The organism is Thermopirellula anaerolimosa, from assembly GCF_054657335.1.
Genome location: NZ_BAAHYX010000006.1, coordinates 267,460 through 291,644 on the forward strand (window position 1 = coordinate 267,460; position 24,185 = coordinate 291,644).

Below are 24,185 nucleotides of genomic sequence, written 5' to 3' on the forward strand. Positions count from 1 at the left end.
TTCGTGCCTTCGCTGTTCGTGATTCGAGGCAACGATCAGGGTAGTCGGTTCGAGTTGACCGCTGCGGTGGTGACCATCGGACGGGACTCGGGCAACCGCATCCAGTTGCACGATACCGAGGTGTCTCGCCGGCACGCAGAAATTCGTCGCGTCGATGATCGGTATCTTTTGGTGGACCTGAATAGTTCCAACGGGACCCTGGTCAACGGCAAGGCCGTCCGCGAACACGTTTTGAACAGCGGCGATCAGGTGCAGGTGGGCCGAACACTCATGTTATTCACGCGCCCGGCCAATGAGTCCCAAGCCGTCGCACCCTGGAACGTGGCTTTTACTTCTCAAGAGGAGGGGGACCGATCGGAGATCATCAGCGCCGTCAAACCGGAAGAGGGCAATCGCATTTTCGCGGCTTCCGAACCCGGTTATGACTCCTGGTTGGCCCGCGCCAAACGCAATCTCGAAATCATGTACCACACGGCGCTGGCCATCAGCCACACCGTGGACATCGATCAGCTCCTCAACCGCATCATGGATTTGATTTTCGAGTGGGTGGAGGCCGATCGCGGTTGCATCTTGCTGGTCGATCCGGATACCAACAAACTGACGCCCAAAGTACGACGCAGTCGACAGGGAGCGGCGGATCGCTTGGTGATCAGCAAGACGATTCTCGATTACGTTCGTGAACGCAACGAAGGGGTGCTGACCAGCGATGCGCGGCACGATCAGCGATGGGATTCGGGGGCAAGTATCGTTCAGGCGGGAATCCGCGAGGCGATATGCGTTCCGATGAAGGGACGCTACGACGTCGTCGGAGTCATCTACATCGATACTTCCCTTTCGCCGCAAGACATTCTGGCCCGCGGCGCCACGAACAAGTTTACCCAAGATCATCTGATGTTGATGGTCGCCATCGCCCATCAGGCCGCTTTGGCCGTCGAGGATACCCATTATTACTCCGCGATGGTGCAAGCCGAGCGTTTGGCCGCGATCGGGCAAACCATTGCCATGCTTTCCCACCACGTAAAAAACATCCTCCAAGGCATTCGCGGCGGAAGCTACTTGATTGAAATGGGGCTGAACAGGCACGACGAGGAATTGATTCGCAAAGGCTGGACGATCGTCGAGAAGAATCAAAACAAGATATCGGGCCTGGTAATGGACATGCTGACGTTCAGCAAGGAACGGGAACCGGACCTGCAAGTCGCGGACATCGGACAGGTGGTCCACGACGTGGTGGAGTTGATGCAACAGCGGGCCGCGGAATTTGACGTTCAGCTTGTTTTGGATGCCGTAGACGAAATACCCAAGCTGGTATTCGATCCCGAGGGACTTCATCGTGCCGTATTGAATCTGGTCACGAACGCCATCGACGCCGTGGCGGAAAAGGCGGAGGACCGGCGCGTGCGAGTGACGCTGAGCTATGCGCCCGAGGCTTCGCTCGTGCGGATTCAGGTCGCCGACAACGGCGCCGGGATACCTCCGGAACTGATGGACAAGATATTCAGTCCTTTTGTTTCTCAGAAAAAAGGGAGCAAGGGTACGGGCTTGGGATTGCCCGTCAGCCACAAGATCGTTCAGGAGCACGGCGGTCGGATTACGGTCCAAAGCGACCCCGAAACCGGTACAACCTTTGTGATCGAACTGCCTGCCGTGTTGCCGCAGGAAACGCCGGGGGAATCGCACGGGGAGGCTTCCGGCGACACTTCCGCCGCGACCGTGCCCCAGTAGTCTTTTCCGATAGGTCGGGTACAATATCGCTTTTCCCCGCGTTCTCAAAAACGTGATCCGGATTGCCGACTTGGAATGGGCGATCCTAATTGCGATGGAAGGAGATGCAGCCATGGCGGAACCCGTTTTCAAGAAACTCCAGGTCGTCGGCACTTCGACTGTTTCTTTTGCCGATGCCGCTGCCCAGGCCGTTGCCAAAGTCGCGCAAACGGAAAAGAAGGCGTCCTGGTTCGAGGTCGTCGAACTCCGAGGTGCGATCGCCGACGGCAAGGTTTCTCAATACCAAGTCACGGTCAACATCGGCTGCAAACTCGACTGACCGGGGTTGCGTCGCGGAGACCGGCAGTGTGGTCGGGTCGCCAATCCGGATGGCTGGCGCGTGCTGGAAGTTCGCGTCCGGTGGAAGGCCCCGGGGGTTTGATTGGGCCGACCTTAGCCTAGGCCGGCGAGTAGTCGAGCGCTGTGTTCAACGACGAGGCGGTCGGCCGCGCCGTTGAAGTGCGTTATGGATTGCCTCGCACAAAGGGGTTGCTCGTTTTTTCCCGGCCTACGGTCGTGACGGGTCCGTGTCCCGGTAGGAGCATCGTCTCATCCGGGAGGGTGTATAGCTTTGCGCGAATTCCAGCCGCGAGCGATTCGAAACTGCCGTCCGGAAAGTCGGTCCTGCCGACGCTGCCGGAGAAAATGACATCCCCGACGAAGACTCTCCATGGGCTTCCCGTCTCTACAATGAAGACCACGTGCCCGGAGGAGTGCCCGGGTATCTCTCGGACCCGTAAGTCCATGCCCGCCGCGCTCAGGGTCTCGCCGTCGGCGACCAAAATATCCGCGGCAGGGCTGGCGATGGGAAATCCGAAGTCGTGAGACAGGTTGAGCTTGGGATCCGTGAGCTTGTCCGCCTCATTCTTTCCCGCGATGATGGGGCAATTGGGCCAATGCGACTTCATGGAGGCGATCCCGGCGATGTGATCCGCATGGCCGTGCGTCACCAGCACCGCCGCGGGCGTTAGGTGATTCGATTGCAGACGCTCGATCAGGGTGGCGGTATCGAAACCGGGGTCGACGACGAGGCAATCGTCGCGGTCCGGCGCCGCCGCCACGTACGAATTCTGTCCGAAAAGCTCCGACACGATGGTCCAGATCCGTACACGTTCGCCGTCCACGCCTGGGGTCCTCTTGGTTGAAGGTTGAAAATAGGGTGTTCGGGTTGTGTTGGAGTTCTATATAATACTTGACTCCTGGCGAATCGCCGACGCTTGAATCGGACATTATAATGGTTTCGGCTGTTCCACGCGATAAGGACGTAAGGACGAAACACGGGTCGGCGGAATCATGGCTGTAGAGGGACGGCCTGGGAGATCATGCCGACCCGGCGGTTCGGAGGCACGGAAGGCGGAGCGGCAACCTTTATCGCGATGCGTGTCGCGGGAAGAATCGCCTGAGGAAAGCCGCCCGTCAGGTCTCTTTTCGTTTCTGGTTAGTCTGATCCGACGGCGTTCGAAGACAACCATTGCATTAGTATGGGAGTGGAGTCCATGACCCGGCTTGGTGTGGGCCGATCGGCCCTAATTCTGACGGTTCTCGCTTGGGGAACTCTCGCAACGACGGTTTCCGCGCAGGAGGCCGCCGGGAGCGCTGCGACCGGAAACCCCGGCGATCTGCGCATCGCCGATCGCGTTCCCGCGGATAACTCGATCGTCGAGCATCCCCTGATGCCGGCGATCCGTTGGGCGTACACCGGGATTCAAGACATCGAAAAAATCCACGACTATTCGGCCGTCATGGTGAAGCGGGAAAGGATCGGCGACCGGCTGAACGACCCCGAATACATGTTCATCAAAGTTCGCCACAAGCCGATGAGCGTGTATATGTATTTTCTGGAACCCGCGTCGCTGAAAGGCCAGGAGGTCATTTGGGTCGAAGGTCAGAACGATGGAAAAATGTGGGCGCATCCGGGCGGAATCCGCAACCGGTTGATCGGTACGGTCTCGCTCGATCCAACCGGGCCGATCGCCATGCAAGGGAACCGTTATCCCATCACGGAAATCGGCGTCCTCAACTTGGTTCGTAGGTTGATCGAGGTCGGCGAACAGGACTCGAAGTACGGCGAATGCGAGGTGAAATTCTTCGAGGGAGCCAAGATCAACGACCGCGTGTGCACCTGCATTCAGGTGGTGCATCCCGTACCGCGACGTAACTTCCGCTTCCATTTGGCGCGGATCTATGTGGACAAGGAACTGAACATTCCCATCCGCTACGAATCGTACGATTGGCCGCGGGAACCCGGCGGAAAACCGCAGTTGATCGAAGAGTACACCTACCTCAACGTAAAGATCAACAACGGCTTTACGGACGAGGACTTCGATATCCGCAACCCGAACTACAGTTTTCGATCCAAAGACGCTGGGGAAAAAGAGTAATCACGCCGCGCGGCGAATTCCCCACGCAATCGACTCGGCGGCCCGGTGTTGCGGCACGGGGCCGCCCTTGTTATTTCCCGCCGGCATCTTTCCATTGCGAAAAGACGTCTCGCAGATATCGCTTAGCGGCGGCGTAGATGCCGGGTTGGTTGCTCTCGCGGGGACCGGCCACGTTCAGCACCCGGATGTCGTGATCGCGTATCCAACGGATGATCGCAGCAGCGTCCGGCGGTTGGTTGATATCGATTACGGTCAGAGGTTTGCCGTGCCGCAATGCGAGCTTGACGGTCAGTTCGGTGCCGCCCTGAAGAGGTCCCGCCGATACGACCAGGGTTGCGTCGGAGTCGAGGACGTTTTTCTCAGTGCGAACCGCGTAATCTCGGCTTTCCGTCTCTTTCAAGGGCAGTTCCGGCGGGATCACGCCGTCTTCCGCCAATCGGCCTTGGGGGCACCAACCGCCGACGGGCAGGCCGACTTCCATGGCCGCGTGCAGAGCCGCGCGATCGACTCCCGTCTGCCCGCCTGAAACGATCTTCAGTGTGCCTCGCGGCATGGTGGTCGTGGCTGATGTTGCAAGCGAGGGTTGGCTGATCGCGTCGTTGTTTCAGGTGAGCCGACGTCGTAACCTCGGCCTTAGCGGAACACTTGCGGCGAGGGAGCGGTCGCGGCAGATTCGGCTTGGGGCAAGATCAAGGTAATGCCGGGGCGAAATCCCTCCATCTGCTTTCCAAGCCGACCCCGATTCAATTCGTAAATCTCCACCCAGCGCGAGGCTCGTCCCAACTGTCGCCGCGCGATGTCGAAGAGGGTCTCGCCCTCCTGCACGGTGTAGGTCCTTCCGCTCAACCCGGCGGTGCCGGTTGCGTTGCCCGCGGCCAACGGCGGCACCTGAGGAGCCTCGCCGCGGCCCCAACCGGGGTTTCCGATTGGTGGGGCGGGCTCCACCGGCGCCAACCCGGCGGCGCCGTTGGAAACGCGCTGGTCGCTCGCGGCAGCGAAGGGTGTCGCCCCGACGCCGCTTTGCTCGAACGACGGCGGGGGCGTCGCCTTTCCGTTTTCGCGGGTGGAGGCGAGGTATTCACGATTGTCCGGATTGTTTGGAGTTACGGTCGGATTGGGGGATGAGCCGTCGGAAATCGTCGGGGCGGCGGTCGGGCCGTCATTCGCCAAGGAAGTGTCGTTTTGCGTGATTGGCGCTCCGCCGGCAAAGAAGTCCGGTGTGGTGCCGACTGTGTCAGCGGGAGGGATGGAGCCTGCGGCGGAGGGCGCGGATACCGCTGACGGCGGCGCCGTGGCGATCTCCGCCGCCGGAGTGCCGACTGCATTCCACGGTCCGAACGGAATGTCGCCCGGGACTGCGTTCGATGCATCGGTCGGCAAGTTCGAGCCTGCTTCATTTTCCGGGATTGGAGTGCCTGCTGCGGTGTCGAAATGCGATGGGGAGTCGAGACCCTCTGCGGGGGCGGTCGTCGTGAGATGTCCGCCGCCGTGAGATGCAGTCTGGTCGGTAGCCGAGGCGTCGGGCGGTTCCGGCAGCATGGTCTGCCCGATGTCCACTTCGGCCCATGACGAACCGGCGTTCGCCGTTGTCGCCTTGGGAGACGTTTCGGAGGGCCAGGCCGGAGCGCCGGGCGCGACCGAGGGGGTAGTGGTGGGATTGGAGTAATCGATATTCCAGACGGAATTGGCCGGTTCCGCTGCCGTCCCGGACGCGTTGGACGACTCGGGCTGGGATGGCTTGGGGTCGGTAGAAGAAGTCGGGGCGGGGGAAGAGTCCCCAGTCTCCGTCGTTTCGCTTTGATTTTTTGCCACCGCCGTTGCCGGGGCTTCCGAGGGCAGGCTTCCGTCGCCGGCCTTCATTTGCCAGATTCGGTAGATCAAGACACCGACCAGGATGACCAACAGAAGCCCGAGGGTTCCCAAGCCGATCTTGATTTCGGTCCGCATTCGCTGAAACCGACCGGCACCCTCCAAATCTTGTTCCGGTTCGGGGGATTCGGGAACTCCCCCGTTGTTCGTCGCATTTTCGGCGGGAGCGTTATCGCCGGAGGACGGAGAATGGTGTTTGGACATGGTTCCGCGTCCTTGCGGATCGAGTGGATCGGATCGGTCAAAGGGTCAGGCTCTTGAAACGCGCCGAGGGATCGAATCACCCTGATGCTCGCTCGAGCCTAGACCATCTCCTATGGTCCTTGTACCCAATCGGCTTGTCGGACTCAAGAGGAAATGTGACGGCAGCAAGACGGCGCCGCGTCGGACCTGTTAGTTTAGGCCGGGCCTAAAAGGATGGTCGTCGCAGCTTGGTAGACGAGTTTGGCCGCCAGGAAGTCGGGAGCGTGCAGTCCCGGGATTGGCGCCAACTCGACGACATCCATCACCGGCACGGCGGCGGCGTGCTGCGCGATCGTGTTGAGAATCGCCAAGAAGTCGTGCCAAAGCAGTCCGCCGGGTTCCGGTGTGCCGACCGAAGGCATGATCGACGGGTCGAAGCCATCGAGGTCGATCGTCCAGTAGACGTGTTTATCTTCCACGAAGCGCGCCAACTCCGTGAGGTATTCGCCGCGAGGCACGTCCTCCGCGAACACCGTGATGACGGGAGGATCGCTCGCCAAGTATTCGGCCTCGCTTTGCGACAGATTGCGGATGCCGATTTGGAAGAGCGGGGCGTACTCGACGATGCGTCTACCCGCGCACGCGTGGTTGAAGCGACACTCTTCGTATTCGTCTCGCAAATCGGCGTGGGCGTCGATTTGTACGGCAACCCAGGGTTTGTCGGTCCATAGGCGCGACAGTGCGCGGGCGATCCCCGCGGACAGGGAGTGCTCTCCCCCTAGCACGACGAGTAAATCAGGTTGTGGCTTGCCTGTGAAGACCTCGTCGATCGTCTCCGATACCCAGTTCATCATCTCTTCGGGAGACTGGGAGGAAACCGCGAGACTGGGAAGCGTGGCGAAGCCCAGTTTGCCCGCCGGTTCGAGTTTGCGTCGCCGGTCGTAAAGTTCGACTTGCAACGAGGCGGACAAGATGGCGTCGGGGCCGAATCGCGTGCCCGCTCCGTAAGTCGTGGTCGCCTCGTACGGTATGGGCAGCACCCACACTCGGGATGTGTCGGGCGAACTGAACTCGACGGGCAAACCGAGATAATTCCGGGGTACGCCGGTGAATTTGCTGGGAATCATAAACCTTCCTTTACTTGTCGCAGTCGTTGAGTCGCCGGGGGATACCGAGGCAATGCCCACGCCAATCCAGGCTTCAAAGAGTGGCTCGTCGCACAAGAAGACACGTTCATGATAAATGGGGAACTTCAATTCTTGCACCGGGTGGAGAATCGTGTTCACCGCCTCCACCGGGCGGTGCCGCTCTATCTACTTGCGAGTCGACCGTATGCCGCCCTTGGACGGCAGGCGCGAGGCTCTTTTGATTTTCGTGATGCATCTTCGCCTTGTCGCATGGATTGACAGTCCTGGTTACTGACGCGACGCATCGGGCGGCAGGCAACACGCGATGAAGCGTGTTGAAAGAGCGCAACAATCTTGGGAGTGGTCCGGAAATCAGCCTCGAAACGGCCTATTTCGTGATAACTGACGGCCGGTTTGTTTTTGCGGCATATGGTTTGCTTACGGTTTTAGGTAGTTCTGGGAACGTTCGTTTCCGCGATGATCTTGGACATGACGGAGATTGTAAACGTGCCTCGATGCGGCTCATGTCGTTGCAGCGGCGGTTTGGCATTCAGGCGGGCGTTTACCCTCGTGGAGCTTTTGGTGGTCATCGCGATCATCGGTATTTTGATCGCGCTGCTCTTGCCCGCCGTGCAGGCCGCACGGGAGGCCGCGCGTCGTGCCGAGTGCTTGAATCACCTCAAGCAACTCGGTCTCGCCACGCAAAACTATGCAGACGCTTGGCGATGCTTCCCGAGCAGCGCCATCGTGGAGACGGCATCTCAAACGACGGGTAACAATGTGTCGTGGGGCGTGCACGGGCGTCTGCTTCCGTACTTGGAACAGCAGGCGGTGGCGGACCGCGTGGACCTTTCGGCGGCATGGGACTCGCAACTCGTGATCGATGCGGTCCGCATTCGCGTGTTTGCATGCCCCAGCGATCCTAAAAGCGACGAGATTCGCGATCCCGGCGGCGGCAAACCCCGACTGTATCCCACCAATTACGGCTTCAATTTGGGGACCTATTTCGTTTTTGATCCCGGTACGGGCCGCGGCGGAAACGGAATATCGTATCCCAACTCAGCGCTCACGTTCAGTTCCGTTACGGACGGGACAAGCAATACTTTGCTTGCCGCGGACGTCCGAGCGTGGCAACCTTATCGCCGCAACGGTGGACCGACCGTCACGACGGCGCCGAATACGGCGGAGGAAGCCGCTGCGGTGACCGCGTCCGCCGCCGAGTTCAAGAACACAGGCCACACCGAATGGCCCGACGGACGCGTTCATCACACAGGCTTTACGACGTGCTTGGTTCCGAACAGTCGCGTGCCCTGCTCTTGGGCCGGTGTGGAGTACGATTGCGATTACAACTCGTGGCAAGAGGGCAGGAACGGCGCCGCCGGCAATCCGACGTACGCGATCGTTACCGCTCGGAGCCATCACCCGGGCGGCGTCAATGCCGTGTTGGTGGATGGCTCTTGTCGCTTCTTCGCCGAAAATATCGCCCTTGCAGCGTGGCGGGCCTTAGGCTCGCGAGACGGCGGCGAAGTCGGGCAACCGTGAGGCGTCGACCTCCGAGACTTCCAAACTGGTCGGGTATGGGAGTACCCATGGTCGTGCGAGGCGGAAGGATCGACGGTGGATTCGGGCGGACGATGATCGCCGGGATCACAGAACACGCGTGAGCGAATAGCTCACCTCAGTCGCACGAGCAAGCCGCGACGCAACTGACGGCGCCGCCTCGCATGGCGTTCGGAATCAGGCATAGAAACCTGAGAGCGGATCGTTCGCCGGCGCGGAATTGGTGAATCGCATTGGCCGGCACGTACACCACCGTGCCGGGTCGCAGGGGCTGCGGTTCGCCGTCGCGCATCACGAAGCCCTCGCCTTCAAGGATGTAAACTTCGTGTTCGTACGGATGAGCGTGTAGCGGCGTGTGGCCGCCCGGTTCGACTTCGAATTGGCGCATGGTGAAGTTCGGGGCGCCGTCGTCCGGTCCGATCAGGACGCGCATCCTGCACCCTGTCGCTCCCTCCATGACGACCTTTTGCGATTCGATGGCTTCCGCCGCGACAACCTTCATACTTCCGTCCTTCTTCGCACCCAAAGAACCAAGAGACTTCCCACGCGTCCGTGACGCTCCGCCGACCAGAATTCCGTCAAGCAGTTCTTTTCATTCTATCCGGAAGACGCGAAAAGGTGAGACTGCGGGCGCGGAAATCCCCCGGAACAGTGCCGAATGTTGGCCCATTCTTCTCTTACCGGTTTTCATCCGTTTGGGCGACGACGAGAGGCGGCGGCCCGGCGGGATTCGAAAAAACGGCGGCGTATTCACGCCTCCGCGCCTTGCGGGACTTCGGAAACGGGTACGAACACGCGAATGGGACGACTGATGCCGACATTGACCGCGTAATTGCGTAGGCGCAAGCGAATTGGCGGAGTTACCGGCTGCCCCTTGCTGCAAAGCAAAGTTCCGTTCACGGAGTAGATGTTGTCCGCGAGGATCCAGTCATCGACCAGATCGGCGATGCGCACTTCGCGAACGACATACCCTGCTTCAAGATCGAGGATGCGGCGGAGAGCGGCGACCACCTGGGGATCGTACCAACCGCGGCGATCGGCGATCTCGGCAAGGGCGAAGTCGGGACTCAAGCCGGCTTGTGTCAAGTCGTCCCAGTCGAAGGCCAGTTTAAGGATGCGACTCCCCAAGGGAATGTCCTCGCCGGAAGTCCAGTCCGGCGGATAGCCTTGTCCGTTGAAGAGTTTCCCTTGGTAGGCGACGATCTCCGCCACCGACTCTAATCGGGGAATCTTGGATACAAGTTCGCGGGCGACACGCGGATGGGAATCCAATACGTCTTTCTCGGATTCCTTCAGCGGTCGGCCTTGCAGGGCTTTCTGAAGGATTTCTTGCGGGACGGCCAAAAGACCGATGGGCGCCAGCATGGCGGCCACCTCAATCGGCCAACTCGGCGACACACCGAGGTCCTGGCACAGCTTTCGGACCAACTCCCTGGCTCTGGTTGCTCGCCCGAATGCTTCCGGGGCGGCCAAGGCTAGAATGTCCGCCAAAACTTTGATGGCGCCGGCCAAGGTCTTGGAAAGCAGTTCACGCTCGGCGGTGACGAGTCGATACTGTTCCAAGCCCGCCTCGATCATCTTCGCGAAAAGGTCGGGAGGGCAGGGTTTGGTGATGAAGCGAAAGATATGGCCCTCGTTCACCGCGTCGATGGCGGTCTGCTGGTCCGCGTTGCCGGTCAACATCATGCGAATCGTGTCGGGGGCCAGTTGCCGGACTCTGCGGAGGAGTTCCACGCCGTCCATTCCCGGCATGCGCATGTCCGACACAACCACGGCGTACGGTCCCCGCTCGGTCACTATTCGAACGGCCTCTTCACCGCTGGGGGCGGTGTCCAATTCGAATTTGTGCCGCAGCGTACGTGAGTACGCCCGCAGAATATTCGGATCATCATCCACGCATAATACACGGCGACTCATGATGTCGGTCCCTCATAGTACCGCGGGAATGTGCGTCGCGGTCGGCGAGAATATCTCTCCGGTGTAGCGGAGCAGGCGGGGCGCGAGTTCGAACTCTTCGACGACGGCACCTGCGATTTGTTGCCAGCGATCAATTCTTGAGATGACCCCGACGTCTTGCAGGTAGAGCGCATCCAAGGGGTGATTCGGATGGAGCATCTCCGACATCGCTTGGTCAACCAAGACGCAAGCCGCGTGAACCGCCGTCAGAGCGGAAAACGTGCGATCGGGTGCGCGACGCGGGCAGGATGCGTTGCGAACAATCTCCACCAGTTGGGGAGACAACCCCCATAGGCCGAGCAGATAAGCGCCTACATCGGCTCGATGAACGCCGAAGAATTGTATTTCCAGTTCTATTCTGGAAATCTTTTGGCGGACGCTCAATCGCCATATTTGGACGTACTTGGCGGGATCGATTACGGCCAGCACGGCCACCCCGATGCGAGCCAGACGTCCACCCATTTCGGCCAATCGCACGGTTCGTTCGTCGTCGGTTTCCTCCGCCGCGATTCGTCTCGCCGTTTCCGCCGTTGCCCGCGACATCTTTTGAAACAGATCGGCTGCGGTTTCAAGGATGGGTTCTTCGGGCAGCGCGGGGAAGATGCGTTTCTCGAATACCAGGCTGCGGAAAGTGTCGGCTCCCAACGCAGGCACGATTTCGGCCGGATCGCTCACCGCGTGCTGCGTACCGAGGAATCCGGAACCGACCAATTGAAGGCACTTCGTGAACAACGTAGAGTCGTCGGTGACCAGGCGGATCAACTCCGCCTCGGAGATTTCGGGTTGAGACAAAACGTCCGAAATGATCCGCAGGCGGTTGGCGGCGACGGGGAGGGCCTCCAGTCGTGAGACCGCCGTGCGCACCTCGGCGTTTGCGAGTTGATCCTGCACGTCGAATATTCGGCTGATGGTGTTCCGCAGGACCTCGGCGCTACAGGGCTTGGAGAGGAATTGGTGAGCCGGGCCTGCTGCATCCAGTACCGCTGAGCGGTCACATTGCCCGGATAGTATCAACCGTACGGTTCCCGGATGGCGGCGTCGCACCTCGTCCAGCAACTCGGCCCCGTTCATTCCCGGCATCCGCATATCGGATACGACGATGTCGGGCTCACGCTCGGCCATGGCTTCGAGTGCGGCCTGACCCGAATGGAAGAACGACATCTCCCATTCGTCGCGTTGCGAACGCAACATGCGCCGTAGCCCGTCCACAACTCTCGGTTCGTCATCCACGAAGTAGATTCGCTTCACGACTCGCGTCTCCTTGCCGGCGGCCTTGAGTGCCCGCCGCTTTGGCAGGATTAAGGCTCGTCCGCGGCGTTCTCTCCCACCGTGCCTCGGCAGGGGATGCGCACGATGAATTCGCTGCCCTTGCCGACTTCGCTTTCCACCAGGATCGTCCCTCCGTGTTTTCCCACAACAACGGCGTGAACGATGGCGAGACCCTGGCCCGTCCCTTTTCCCACGGGCTTGGTCGTAAAGAACGGATCGAAGATTCGACAACGGATGGCTTCGGGGATGCCTGTACCCGTGTCGGCGACTCGCAACTCGAACCAATCGCCGCGCAACCGAGTGGAAACGGTGATTGTGCCTTTGTTCTTCGAATCCGGTCCGACCTTTTCGGCAATGGCGTGAGCGGCGTTCACGATCAAGTTGAGGATGACCTGATTCATGTCGTCGGGAAAGCACGTCACCTTGGGGGCGGACGGGTCCAATTCCAATTCCACGTCGGCGACGTATTTCCATTCATTGCGCGCGACCGTTACGGCGTTTTGAACGGCGCGATTGAGATCGACCGCCTGTTTGGTTCCGCCGCCCGGGTGCGCGAATTCCTTCATGGCAAGCACGATGTTTGCCACGCGTTTCACCCCGTCCAGGGTCTCCCGCAAGGCATTAGGAACTTCCTCAGAAAGGTATTCCAGGTCCGCTGCGCGAATCCGCTCCAGCAGCTTGGTGAGAATCTCCTCTCGAACCGAGACGTTGTCCGCCTGATGTTGCAATTCCAAACAGGTTTTTACGATGCCCTCCATGTCGCGAAAAGCATCCAGAACGAAGCTTGTATTGTCACCGATGTACTGCACCGGCGTATTGATTTCGTGGGCAATTCCGGCGGCGAGTTGGCCGATGGATTCCATCTTTTGGGCTTGGCGGACTTTCGCCTCAAGCATCTTGCGTTCTGAAACATCGCGAAAGCTGGCGAAGTAGAGCGACTCGTCGTCCACCAGCACACGGCTTAGCGCCATTTCGGCCGGCAGCATGCGCCCATCGGCACATCGAACGACGATTTCGACCGCCGTTTGGGTCGACGCCGCGCGATTCAGGAGTTTCAAAATGTCGGAGCAAGAATCCACCGACGGGTGATCAATGACCTCATCCAGGGACTTTCCCGCCAAGGCTTGTTCCGGGAGACCGAACATTCTTTCCGCGGCGTCGTTGGCTGAGCATATGACGGCGTCGTTGTCGAGAGTCAGGATCGCGTCGGCCGCTTGACGCAAAAGTGCGTGGATTTGGCGAAGGTGTTCTTCGCGCTCCGCCAATCGGGCCTCACGCTCGGCGATTGCGGTTGCCACGGCCTCGGCGTGGGATGCCTTCAGGGCGGCGAGTTCGTTTTGCAATTGCCGGACGCGGGCCTCGGTCAGGGACTCCGAAGAACCCGACGCATGGGTATCAGGTTCATCAAAGAGCGGCGGACTTGCGGATGCGGTCGCGCAGGAATTCAGTACCGCAGCCCATTCCGATTCCTCTGCCATGATCGTCCCTCCTCTGACGCGAAGAACTCGGCACCGGCCGGTCCGACGCATACTCGGCGAAGTGCTCAGGTAAAATCGGATGCCGACGATGCGGCGAGACGTCGTACGAACCAATCGATGAAATCACAGTTCAAACAGAGCGCGGTTATCTTTGATCTCTCCATCGAGATCCTGTGCGAGAACGAGAATGTCATTCTTCGTCAAATCCAATCCCTGGATGGCCCAAAGCGGTACTTGAACCAGATTGCGGCCGACCGAGCTAATCCCGCGAAGCGAGCAAATCAAATTGGCGACGGCCACGCACCGAATGATATCCACCTCCTCGCCGCGATAGGTGACGCCGTTATGATGATGGGCGATGGCGGCGCGGACGTTTTCGGGAAAGCTCCACTTGCGCGCGATTTCCTCGCCCAATTGACAGTGATCGAACCCGAACACGTTTCGTTCCAATTCGCAGAGCGGTCGGCCTTGCTCCAACAGTCCAATCAGCGAGCGGAACCGCTGGTGATGGTATTGGTCGAGTAGGATGATGCCGACGTCATGCAACAAACCGGCCAGAAAGGCATCTTCGAAATTCGCGAATCGCCGTCGCTTGGCGATCAATCGAGCACACACCCCAACCGCGACCAAGTGCTGCCATAGGCCGGTTCGGCGATAGGGGTCGATCCCGACCTCCGTGCGGAACATCTCGGATACGCTGGCGGTCAAGGCAAGATTGCGAATTTGCTTCAAGCCGAGATACGCGATGGCTTGCTGCAAATTCGTGATCTTGGTCCGCACCGCGTATGCCGACGAGTTGACACAGCGCAAGACCCTGGCGCTCAGCGAGGCGTCCGTCTCCATGACGTCCTTGAGATCGGCGGCGCCGGAGTTTGGGTCATTCGCCACTTCCAGCACTTTGAGTGCGATCGCCGGAATCGTTGAAATGTCTTGGACGCGACGCACAAACGTATCGAGAGAGCTTTCGGCCGCGGTTGCCGGTGCCATGAGTCTCTGCCTCCTTCGTTTCCCGGAGCAGGGGACCGAGTACGATTCGGCCCATTGAAGTCGGAGAGTCTTGCCTGATCCTATCAGACGCCCAAGAAACTATACTTTGCAACGAGGGTAAACGACGGGAACATCGGCCCTCAGACGCGTAACACAGCGATTGGCCGATTAACGCGGCGATTGCCGGATGTGACGATGGTTTAGAAGGCGCATGTCGTGCGGTTTATCACGACTTTGCGACGTCTACAGACGCCTCGTAGGAGTAGCGTTTCGAGCGTTTCCGCAAGCGACGCCTTGTGTTAAGCTGAATCCAGTGAAGACACGGACCGCAACCACTCATGCCGACCGCGCTGGAACGGGAAAAAGACATGTTCGCACACCGAAATCGAGAAGTGGCAACTGCGGCGCGATGCGGCGCGATGATCGTCGCGCCGGTGATAGTCGCCTTGTGGAGTCTCCTCGCAAATGCAGCGGGTGGGGCCGATCTCGAAAACGCCGGCGCACCGCCGGTATCGCCGGGGCAAGCGGCGACCTCGGAAAGCCCCCCTATCGCCGGCATGCGGGACTTTTTGTCGGCGTTTGGAATAGGCGAAAGCAGTTTGGCCCAAGCGAAGGATGGTCGGCCGGTCTGCCGGGAAGACGAAGAAGTGCTCGTGCGTTTGCTGGACCGCGTTTCGGCGCTCCAACCGGCGGAGATTTCGGATTGGAGTGAACCGCCTCCCGACTGGCGGGCCTACTGGGAGCGACCGGAGGCATTACGCGGCAGGCTTTTTGCCGTGGAAGGCCGACTTCGCGACGTGCAATCGGTGGATGTAAGTCCGGAACTCGCTGCGCGGTCGGGCATCCATCGCTACCACATTTGCACGGTGACGGGCGAGCGGGGCGACATCTTTTCGGTATATGCCCGCCGCGTCCCCGATGCTTGGTCGTCTCGCGCTGTAGTGGGAGATCGGGTTCGAGCGAGCGGCATCTTTATGAAGTGGTCGGGAGATTCGGTTGATTCGCCCGGGCCTGTTCTGGTTGCGGATCGCCCCGCCTGGTTTCCCGACAACCTTCTGGGACGATTGGGCTTGGATTGCGCATTGCTGGACGATATCCCGGTCAGAGGAAAGACCCGGGCCGAGGATGACGCCGAGGCGGCGCCCGGCCTGGAGCGTTTTTTCCTCACCGGAAAAGACCGCGAGGCGTTTTATCAGATGTTGGCGGCGGCGGGCCGAGCAAAACCGGGAGAGCTTTACGAAATAGCCCACCGGGACTTGGATAAGATGGGCACTCCGACATTTCCCGTCGTGAAATTGTTCAACGAACCGGCATCTCAGATTGGTCGACTTGTCTTGCTGTATGGGACGGCGAGGCGGATCGAGAGGATCGAGGTTCAAGACGCCGACATACGGCGGCGTTTCGGCATTACGCATTACTATTCCATCTACTTGTTCACGCAGGATTCGCAGAACAATCCCCTGGTGTGCTGCGTCCGAGAACTGCCGCCCGGCGTACCGCTGGGTGAAGGGCCGCGCTACGCGACCGATTTGGCCGTGGCGGCTTTCTTCTACAAGACTTGGGGCTATCGCCCGGAGCGCCCGGCATCCGACACGGGATCCCAGACCGCGTGGCAATTGGCGCCGTTGCTGATTGGCCGCGAGGCTCTGCCCCTGGCGGAATCCGACAGTCGCAACACCGCCGGTTTGACTGCGGTATTTATCACCGGTCTTTTGTTTGTGATACTGATCGTATGGTTATGGGTATGGATCGCAAATCGCCGCGATCGGGAGGCCCTTTCCGAACTGCGGCGCCGAATCGGCGAAACGCCTTCGTCGGGTTAGGCTATCGACGCAGAACCTTCCGGTGACTCACATTCGCCGAATAGTGAGGCGGGAGGGGCGTCGGAGCGACCGTCGAAGGATAGTGTTGGCTAGATGCGCGGCGACGGCGTGCGCATCTCCATCGGATACGATGGAATGGCAAATGCGCCGCCGCGGCCGATGGCTGCGATACTTGGCGAATAACGAATAGACGTTTTAGTGCCCGCCGATACTTTCTAAAGCCAAGCGGGTGTGCGAGGCCGAATTATGATTCCCGTGATGGATAGTGTTCCCAGTCGCAATACGCCTATCGCATTGTACGGCATTATTCTGGTCAATGCTTTGGTGTTTTTTCTGGAGATTCAATTGCCCGCCGGCATTCGCGACCAATTGTTCTATTGGTTAGGCCTGGTCCCCGCTCGGTACACGCACCCGGCTTGGGCCCAAATCGCGGGGTTTGCCGCGGATGACTACTGGCCGTTCCTTACCAGTATGTTCTTGCACGGCGGGTGGCTCCACATCATCGGGAATATGTGGATACTGTATATTTTCGGCGATAATGTCGAAGATCGCATGGGGCCGGTGGGATTCCTCGTGTTTTACTTACTGTGCGGAATTGCCGCCGCCGTTGTGCATGTATGGACGAACCCGATGTCCACGATACCGACGGTGGGGGCCTCCGGTGCGGTGGCGGGGGTGATGGGCGCGTACTTTGTCCTATTTCCGCGGGCACAAGTTGTCACGTTGATTCCGATCTTCCTTTATCCGCTCTTTGTGGCCCTTCCCGCGTTCTTGTTCATTGGACTGTGGGCGCTGATTCAATTTTATAACGGGACACTCAGTATTCTGACCGTGGATCCCAACGTGGGCGGCATCGCGTGGTGGGCGCACGTCGGCGGATTCGCGGCGGGCGTGATCCTTTGCGGATTCTTTTCGCAGCCGGCGAAGGCGTGTCGAAAATGCGCCAAGGATGAGGTCCTGTGGGAACTGCCCTGGCTGCACGAACGCTAGGCGGCTTGAGACGACCATGTTTCCGTTCGGTTGATATTGGAAAGCTTGCGACGGAGTGAACGACCGTGAATGTGATGGATTTTTTCTGGATATTCTTGATGATCTCGGCACTGCAACCGGTTCTGAGCCGCAAGCTACTCGAAGCCGCGCGGCAGCGGATGATCGCCAGGATAGAAAAGAAACGGAATTCTCGCGTGATCGTCCTGATCCACCGTCAGGAGACCATGAGTTTGCTTGGATTTCCGTTGGTCCGGTATATTGACATCAACGATTCAGAGGAAATTATTCGGGCGATTCATTTGACGGATCCCGACGTTCCTGTCGATTTGGTGCTGCACACGCCGGGCGGTCTCGTACTGGCCTCGCTTCAGATTGCGCGAGCCATTCATCGTCGACCGGGAAAGGTGACGGTCTTTGTGCCGCATTATGCCATGTCCGGGGGAACGTTGATCGCTTTGGCCGCGGACGAAATCGTCATGTGCCCGCATGCGGTGCTGGGGCCTGTGGATCCCCAACTCGGGAACCGTCCGGCGGCCTCCATCCTTCGCGTATTAAGCCGCAAGCAACCCGCCGACATGGACGACGAGACGCTGATTTGGGCCGATGTCGCGGAAAAGGCCGTCGATCAGGTGCGTCTGGCCGTACAAGAGCTTCTCTCGGACAAAATGGCGCCGGATAGCGCCGAGCGTGTCGCGCGTTTGTTGTCGGAGGGGACGTGGACGCACGATTATCCGTTGACTGCGGACAAGGCGGTCGAGATCGGCCTGCCGGTTCGGACGGACATGCCGGACGAGGTCGTGCAGTTGCTTCAACTCTATCCGCAGAATCGACCGAGCGGAAGCGTCGAATACATTCCCACACCGTATCGACAACACCCGTCGCCAAAGGGGCGAGTGGCGACGTGACGGAATCAATCCGGGTACTCGGGCGGCGGGGCTTCGGTATCGGCGGGTGAATCATTCCAGCCCGTCTCGTTCGCCCAAGGACTGTGCGGTGCGAGTCGCACGAATTCTCGCCGGTGGTGTTCGGCCTCGTCGAGCCTGCCCATCTCACGCAACAGCTTGGCAAGCAGGTAATGGGCGTCGGGATAGTCGGGCACCAGCGTGAGCACGCCGCGGAAGGCGGCCTCCGCCAGATCGAAATCTCCGGATTCCGTCAAGACTGCCCCCAAGTTGAGCCGCGCCTCGACAAAGCCGTCGTCCAATTCGATCGCCGTCCAAAACCGTTCCCTGGCTCCAGCCAAATCACCCAAGCGATAGAGCGTGTCTCCCAACTGAAAGGATAACTCAGCGGTCAATCCGCCGGCGGCAATGGCGGCGCGATAGTGCTCCACGGCCTCCGCAAGGCGTCCCTCGTCATCGCATGCCTCCGCCAGTGCCGCCAGGGTCTCCGCATCAGCCGGGGGCGATTCCAGGTCGGCATTGTGAGACGGAGCGGCGAACTGCAAGGCGTCGGATGCGTCCGGCGACGCTTGAAAATCGTCTTCCGCCTGGGTCTCGAAATCGAAATGGAGCTGACCCGCCGGATCGATCAAATCATTGTCGCGGCGCAGCAAGATGCGTCGCCCGTCGGCCACTAGGGTCATGCGGCTAAGATTCCGTTCCAGCGAGGGTAGGAACGGCAGCAGTTTGCGAACGCGCTGCGTGATCGCGTCGAGAGAGAAGCCTTCTTGGCGAAGCAGAGCCAGGCGTCGGGCGGCGGCGGCCTCCGAGAAATCGAAGTAGGGTAGCCGATGGACGACACGCGCGGCCCGAAGCAAGCCCTGGCGATACCATCGCCTCACGCACGAGGTCGGCACGCCGATCAGGTCGGCCAACATCGCCGGAGTGAACCAACGGCGAATGTCGTCGCCGGCGTCGAGCATGCCCAACGCCTGCCAAAGCTCCGTTTCGGTGACGATCGGCACTTTTCGGAGCTTGGAAGCCGGGGCATTTGCAAGGTGTTGCCGCAGGTCGGGCGAATCCGTCCAGGAAAAGTCCCATTCGCCGAGCACAAGGACTTCCACGGAAGGATCGTTCGGTTCCACGACGACGAACCCTTTCCGCTTGAGCAAGTCCGCGGCGGACGCGTGAGTTAGGGCCGCCAAACGACCGATAATCGCGACACGAGACCCCGAGATCAGACGGGATGCCTGGTACGATTGGCGGGCGGTGGCATCGTCGGGGATATCATTCGAGATTCGCCGGTTCATACTACGTCCTGCCGTTGAGTCTCACCGGCCTTCCTTGAGCACGGACTAAACACGGACTAAACCAGTCCCCAGCGTTTGCGAAGATACCACTCCGAAGTCGCCAGCAAGGTGAAGATGACCAGAATGGGCCAGGTGTCCCAAAGAGTTCGTCGCGTCACGATGGGGACTTCCAATTCCTTCGTTTGTGCCAGCAGACGATCCAGCAATTCCGGAAGTTGTTCCGGGGGCAGTAATTCCCCTCCCGTCGTCGATGCCAAGGAGGCCAACAAGGTAGGATCGGCGGCGGGCTGATCCATCTCCAAGTCGCGCGTGACGACCAGGAACCGCGTTTCTCGCGTACCCAACTCCCGACCTGCGACCGTGGCGCGTACCGTGAGCAGATAGTCACCGGCCTGGTCGGTTCGACGGAATCTCGCCGACGCGCGACCTTCTCCGTCGGTGAAGGCCACGTTTTCCGTGCGACCGTCGGGCAAACGAATCGTGGCTTCCAGTACGGCATTGGGGATCGGTTCGCCGGCCTCGTCGTTGGCCCCGGCCTCGAATTCGAAGCTTTCCCCCAGCAAAATCCGCCGTTGAACCGGCCGAATCCAGACATTGGGACGACGCGACTCGTCTTTACCGGCCAACCAGAGCACGAGTTGTCGCCAAAACCGCTTGTGAATATTCTCTTCGCCGTGCATCCACCAGCGCCAGGTGGAGTCGGCGGCGAAGGCAGCGGTTCGTCCGTTGCCGTAAAACTGGACCACCAGGAGCGGGTTTTTCTGTGAATCTTCGGCCAAGACCAAGGCGCCCGGCTTGATGCCTGAGATCCGATTCGCGCCGTCCAGCGGCGGCAGAGTCCCCCAAAGCCGTCGCGATTCCTCCGGTGAGGCGGCGAGCGTCAAGGCGAAGTGTTGCAGGCCGATATCCGTTGGAACGAACTGCAAAGGACCGGGAAGGTGCAAATCGGCTCGCAACGGTGCGCCCGGATCTTGACGTTCCAGACGATTCAATCGGACGGGCAAGACCTCGGCCAGAGGCGTTTCGGCGTATCCTCCGGCACCAAAGCTCTGAAATCCGCCCAGCATCAGCAAGCCCGATCCTCGAGATACCGTCTCCGCCAATTCCGTCAACCATTCCGAGCGGAAAAAGGTGGAATCGATGTCGCCGATGATGTAAACGTCATATCGGCCCGGACGGAATCGCTCCGCCAAACCGCTGGGATCGCCGCCGTCGGGCGGAGCGGTCGGACGCAAAAAGTCCGTCTGAATGTCGGGGGAAGAATCCAAGGAACGCCGCAAAAATCGTTGTTCAACGCGGAGCGATCCCTCCAGGTAGAGAACGCGGATGCCGCCTTCCATGACGTTCACGACGGTGCTTTGTTCGTTGTTTAGGACGCTGGTTTCTCCCGGTTGCGGGGCGACGGTCACCGCGATCTTGCGTTCTCCGGGCGTTTCGGGTGTGTAACGAAAGCGAACGGGGATTCTCTCATCGGGACCGGTGATTTGCACCTCTTGTGAATCCACGACCTCCATTTTGCCGGGTTCGGTCTCGTACAAAAGTTGCGCGGCGACGGTTTGGCCCGCATAACCGGCGGCACGCATGCGGACGGTGATCGTCAACTCGTTCTTCACGAAAACGCGGTCGGGGCACGAGAGGTCTTCGAGCGCCAGGTCGCGGGCTTCCGCGGCGCCGCGAGCTTTGCCGAAGCGAAACGCGAAGAGGCGTTGGTCCAGGCTCTTCATTCGCATGGCCGCCGGTTGCGGCAGCGCATCCCGCGGATAAAGCGCCCGCTGCGCGCCGTCGCTGAAAAGCAGAGTCGCCATCACACGCTTGCCCGCTTCGATTCGCAGCACGTCCTCCAGTGCCGCGCCGATCGCGGTTTGAGGTCCCTCCGGTGAGGACGGCAAGTCGGGGACTCCGTCGCGAAGTGTCATGGGCGACGTTTCGGCGTCGAACGCATAGGCTCGGATTTCGACTTCTTCGGCCAATTGGTTCAATCGCGGAGCGGCCTGGGACACGGCGCGGAGCATCGCGTCGTAGCGTGAAAGGCCGTTCAGTTCATCGGGGACGGACATGCTTCGAGAACGATCGAACAGCATGATCACGGTCGCCGCTTGCTTGGTCGTCGTGACGTAGACGAGTGTTGGTCGCAGAAGGACGAACAGCAACACCAGCAGCATGGCGCAGCGAATCGCCGTCAGGATGCGGAGCTTTTTGCTCGCCAGTGAGGCGGCCAAGGGAAGGCGATACCACAACAATAGCAGCGCAACCGCGACGCCGATCGCGACGAGATAACTGTCGGCAATGGGGTTGAGCGTCAATTGCGGCGTCACGTGGGGAGTCTCATCTCCGCGGAGAACGGGTATGGGATTGTCATGGTGATACGGGCCATCGGGCGTTTATCGGTCGCGCCGCCTTCGTTCACTTCCGGTCACCGTAAAAGCGATTGGCTAGCACCTGCTCGGCCGCGAAAATCATCACGAACAAAAGAGCAAGGTAGGGCACCAAGTCGTAACCGCTTCGGCCGACGGAGACCTCTCGCGTCAATTGCTGCCGCGTCCGTGCCAACCGTGCTCCGGTTGGACTGAACCATTCGCGGAAGCGTTCGTCGGGCAGTCGGGTGAGGTCCGCCGCTTGCGACGAAAAATTGACGCTGAAACCCCAATCGTAGGCCGACTCGCCGACTCCGGCGCGGAGTCGGTAATTGCCCACGCGATCCGTGCTTGGTACGACAACTCGCCCGGTGGCAGGATTGGGCTGAAGTCTGACGGGCGGTTCCGGCGCAGGCGACGGCGCGAAGATGTCGGCGGGACGTTCGAGAAGGAACGTCGAGGCCGCATCGCGACCGCCCGTCGGGGCCTCCACCACCTCGTTGGGCAGATAGTTGAGACGTATATCCGCAGCGCCCGACAGATACATGCCCAACTGGTTGGCGAGGATGACAAAGGGCCAAGCCTGACCGACGGGCAAAAGGTTCCAAGGGGTCTCGTCCGGCAAGTCGGAGATCGGAGTGGCGGCAAGGATGACGCGACCGCGTCCCAGGGTTTTCTCTAGGATCGCCGCCCGACCGTCGCTGAATTCGGCGACGACGAAGGCGGACTGCGAGTCGATTTCGGTAAGCCAGTAGCGATAGACGGGAAAGAGATCCCAGGGTATCGAACTGGCTAATGAGCGAAACGGGCTGAGCAGGTAATGGGAATAATCCCGAGGCGCGAGGTACACATCCCCCGCGGGCGCTCGCGACTGGATGAGGGGACGCGCCGGCAATATCCGTTGCAAGGACGCCGTATTCCACGCCTCGGCGGGCGAGGCCCGTCTGCCCAGAAAAATCGCCAAGCCTTTCCCCGATCTTACGGCGTCCTCGATTTTGTCCCAAACGGGATCGGGCAGTTTCGGCGGGTCCAACAGAATGATTGCCGCGCAGTCGCCGAAGTCGGTCGCGGGGAGTTCGTTGTGGTCGATAACGCGACAGTCGAACGTGGCCGTACCCGCTCGGCGAAATGCTTCCGGCGCGAGGGCCTGCGACAGATACAAGGCGTGGCGCTCCGCGGGCGGCGGCGCGGCGATGAGAATCGGCACGGCGCCGCGAACCTCCACCGTGAAGTAAGCCCGATCATTGGCGGGCAGGGGCGTCTCCCCTTCCAAGGCCACGAATCCTTGATGGATGCCCGGCGAAAGATTCCCTAGCGAAAACGAAAGGCTTGCGATGCCGTCGGCTTGCAGATCAACGGTCCGCTGGCTCCTTTTGACGAGCGATTCCTCCGCGGTCGGATTCGATCCGGGGGATCGCAAAAACACAGCAACCGTCTGCGATACGGGACTTCCGAAGCGACGGCATTCCACCTCCAATTCGACGGGATTGCCCCCGGCGGTGACTTCGCGATTCAATCGCAGACCGCTGATTGCGGAATCCTCCGGTTGCGGTACGCCCACATCCACGAAATAGACGCCCGTCTTTGCTTCGCCCTCGAAGATTCGCTTGACCTGGGATATTTGATCCTCAGGCCAGGCCGCCGCGGCAAGGTCGGAGAAAACGTAGATCTCGCGACGTTCCAAGGTGCTGGTCTTTAGCAGTTCCTGCGCCTTGACGAGGGTCTCGGGCAGCGAGGCGGGACGCAGGGAGATGGGGAGTCTGGCGATTTGCGTTCGCGCCGCCGCGCGATCGACGGCAAACGCAGCGGCGGACGTTCCGGTGTCCACGACCGCGATTTCGCTGTCGCGCGGCAATTGCGTCAGTAACCAGTCGGCGATTTCCCGGGCGGCCTCCAACCGTGTTTGATTGCGTTGCCGGTACGTCATCCTGGGAGCGGTGTCGAACACCAGTGCCGCTGCCACTGGGGATTCTTCTCCGGTTCCGATGCCGCTTGGCCGAAGACTGGGGCGGGCGAGTAAGACGCACAGAAAAAACAAGAGGGCCATCCGCAAGATCAGCAGAATCCAGTGGCGGAGGCGAAGTCGGCGGCGCACCACCTGAAAGCGGTTGCGAACGAACCGCAAAGCGGGAAACGTCACGCGGCGACTTTGCCGGCGCATCACCAAGTGCAGCACCAACGGGATGCCCACGAGTGCCGTGCCGATCCAGAGAAACAACGGGGTGACGAACGCCATGGCAATCCGTGCGAGCG

19 protein-coding genes are annotated in these 24,185 nt (G+C 60.2%); 7 read left to right on the forward strand and 12 right to left on the reverse strand.

What is annotated here, in order from left to right:
* Positions 1-3: 3 nt before the first annotated feature.
* A complete protein-coding gene (locus tag ACYQ6J_RS07205; protein ID WP_460183506.1) occupies positions 4-1,725 on the forward strand; it encodes an ATP-binding protein in 1,722 nt (573 codons plus the stop codon).
* A gap of 70 nt (positions 1,726-1,795) precedes the next feature.
* Positions 1,796-2,044 (forward strand): dodecin family protein, encoded by a 249-nt coding sequence (locus ACYQ6J_RS07210; protein WP_460183507.1) that lies wholly within the window; start codon positions 1,796-1,798, stop codon positions 2,042-2,044.
* Between the two features lie 184 nt (positions 2,045-2,228).
* Here ACYQ6J_RS07210 and ACYQ6J_RS07215 read toward each other — a convergent pair whose 3' ends face one another.
* Positions 2,229-2,888 carry an MBL fold metallo-hydrolase gene (locus ACYQ6J_RS07215; RefSeq protein WP_460183508.1) on the reverse strand — a complete coding sequence of 220 codons (660 nt, stop codon included), beginning with the start codon at positions 2,886-2,888 and terminating at the stop codon, positions 2,229-2,231.
* 372 nt (positions 2,889-3,260) lie between these two features.
* Between ACYQ6J_RS07215 and ACYQ6J_RS07220 the strand changes: the two genes are divergently transcribed.
* Positions 3,261-4,145, forward strand: coding sequence for a DUF1571 domain-containing protein (locus ACYQ6J_RS07220; RefSeq protein ID WP_460183509.1), 885 nt, complete (start codon positions 3,261-3,263; stop codon positions 4,143-4,145).
* Between the two features lie 70 nt (positions 4,146-4,215).
* On the opposite strand, the gene ACYQ6J_RS07225 is transcribed toward ACYQ6J_RS07220, so the two are convergent.
* The 3 genes from ACYQ6J_RS07225 to speB form a co-directional block, all read right to left on the reverse strand.
* Positions 4,216-4,698, reverse strand: coding sequence for a putative molybdenum carrier protein (locus ACYQ6J_RS07225; RefSeq protein ID WP_460183510.1), 483 nt, complete (start codon positions 4,696-4,698; stop codon positions 4,216-4,218).
* Between the two features lie 80 nt (positions 4,699-4,778).
* Positions 4,779-6,218, reverse strand: coding sequence for a LysM peptidoglycan-binding domain-containing protein (locus ACYQ6J_RS07230; RefSeq protein WP_460183511.1), 1,440 nt, complete (start codon positions 6,216-6,218; stop codon positions 4,779-4,781).
* A gap of 194 nt (positions 6,219-6,412) precedes the next feature.
* Positions 6,413-7,324 carry an agmatinase gene (speB, locus tag ACYQ6J_RS07235; RefSeq protein ID WP_460183512.1) on the reverse strand — a complete coding sequence of 304 codons (912 nt, stop codon included), beginning with the start codon at positions 7,322-7,324 and terminating at the stop codon, positions 6,413-6,415.
* A gap of 489 nt (positions 7,325-7,813) precedes the next feature.
* On the opposite strand from speB, the gene ACYQ6J_RS07240 reads away from it, so the two are divergent.
* The gene (locus ACYQ6J_RS07240; protein WP_460183513.1) at positions 7,814-8,866 is read left to right on the forward strand and encodes a DUF1559 domain-containing protein; all 1,053 of its coding nucleotides are present in this window, start codon (positions 7,814-7,816) and stop codon (positions 8,864-8,866) included.
* Positions 8,867-9,002: 136 nt separating this feature from the next.
* On the opposite strand, the gene ACYQ6J_RS07245 is transcribed toward ACYQ6J_RS07240, so the two are convergent.
* The 5 genes from ACYQ6J_RS07245 to ACYQ6J_RS07265 form a co-directional block, all read right to left on the reverse strand.
* Positions 9,003-9,386 carry a cupin domain-containing protein gene (locus ACYQ6J_RS07245; protein WP_460183514.1) on the reverse strand — a complete coding sequence of 128 codons (384 nt, stop codon included), beginning with the start codon at positions 9,384-9,386 and terminating at the stop codon, positions 9,003-9,005.
* A gap of 248 nt (positions 9,387-9,634) precedes the next feature.
* Positions 9,635-10,801 (reverse strand): HD domain-containing phosphohydrolase, encoded by a 1,167-nt coding sequence (locus ACYQ6J_RS07250; RefSeq protein ID WP_460183515.1) that lies wholly within the window; start codon positions 10,799-10,801, stop codon positions 9,635-9,637.
* A 12-nt stretch (positions 10,802-10,813) separates the two neighbouring features.
* Complete coding sequence (locus tag ACYQ6J_RS07255) at positions 10,814-12,088, reverse strand: HDOD domain-containing protein (protein ID WP_460183516.1); 1,275 nt, start codon at positions 12,086-12,088, stop codon at positions 10,814-10,816.
* A 50-nt stretch (positions 12,089-12,138) separates the two neighbouring features.
* A complete protein-coding gene (locus ACYQ6J_RS07260) occupies positions 12,139-13,587 on the reverse strand; it encodes a two-component system sensor histidine kinase NtrB (RefSeq protein WP_460183517.1) in 1,449 nt (482 codons plus the stop codon).
* A 123-nt stretch (positions 13,588-13,710) separates the two neighbouring features.
* Positions 13,711-14,574 carry an HDOD domain-containing protein gene (locus ACYQ6J_RS07265; protein WP_460183518.1) on the reverse strand — a complete coding sequence of 288 codons (864 nt, stop codon included), beginning with the start codon at positions 14,572-14,574 and terminating at the stop codon, positions 13,711-13,713.
* A 368-nt stretch (positions 14,575-14,942) separates the two neighbouring features.
* On the opposite strand from ACYQ6J_RS07265, the gene ACYQ6J_RS07270 reads away from it, so the two are divergent.
* The 3 genes from ACYQ6J_RS07270 to ACYQ6J_RS07280 all read left to right on the forward strand — a co-directional run bounded on the left by ACYQ6J_RS07270 (position 14,943) and on the right by ACYQ6J_RS07280 (position 18,292).
* Complete coding sequence (locus tag ACYQ6J_RS07270; protein ID WP_460183519.1) at positions 14,943-16,397, forward strand: hypothetical protein; 1,455 nt, start codon at positions 14,943-14,945, stop codon at positions 16,395-16,397.
* Positions 16,398-16,643: 246 nt separating this feature from the next.
* A complete protein-coding gene (locus ACYQ6J_RS07275; RefSeq protein WP_460183520.1) occupies positions 16,644-17,387 on the forward strand; it encodes a rhomboid family intramembrane serine protease in 744 nt (247 codons plus the stop codon).
* Positions 17,388-17,461: 74 nt separating this feature from the next.
* A complete protein-coding gene (locus ACYQ6J_RS07280; protein ID WP_460185532.1) occupies positions 17,462-18,292 on the forward strand; it encodes an SDH family Clp fold serine proteinase in 831 nt (276 codons plus the stop codon).
* Between the two features lie 5 nt (positions 18,293-18,297).
* Here ACYQ6J_RS07280 and ACYQ6J_RS07285 read toward each other — a convergent pair whose 3' ends face one another.
* The 3 genes from ACYQ6J_RS07285 to ACYQ6J_RS07295 all read right to left on the reverse strand — a co-directional run bounded on the left by ACYQ6J_RS07285 (position 18,298) and on the right by ACYQ6J_RS07295 (position 24,168).
* On the reverse strand, positions 18,298-19,578 hold the full coding sequence (locus tag ACYQ6J_RS07285) for a tetratricopeptide repeat protein (RefSeq protein WP_460183521.1): 1,281 nt from the start codon (positions 19,576-19,578) through the stop codon (positions 18,298-18,300).
* A 56-nt stretch (positions 19,579-19,634) separates the two neighbouring features.
* Positions 19,635-21,893, reverse strand: coding sequence for a hypothetical protein (locus ACYQ6J_RS07290; RefSeq protein WP_460183522.1), 2,259 nt, complete (start codon positions 21,891-21,893; stop codon positions 19,635-19,637).
* 88 nt (positions 21,894-21,981) lie between these two features.
* Entirely contained in the window at positions 21,982-24,168 is a 2,187-nt protein-coding gene (locus ACYQ6J_RS07295; RefSeq protein WP_460183523.1) for a BatA domain-containing protein, read from the reverse strand.
* Positions 24,169-24,185 lie beyond the last annotated feature (17 nt).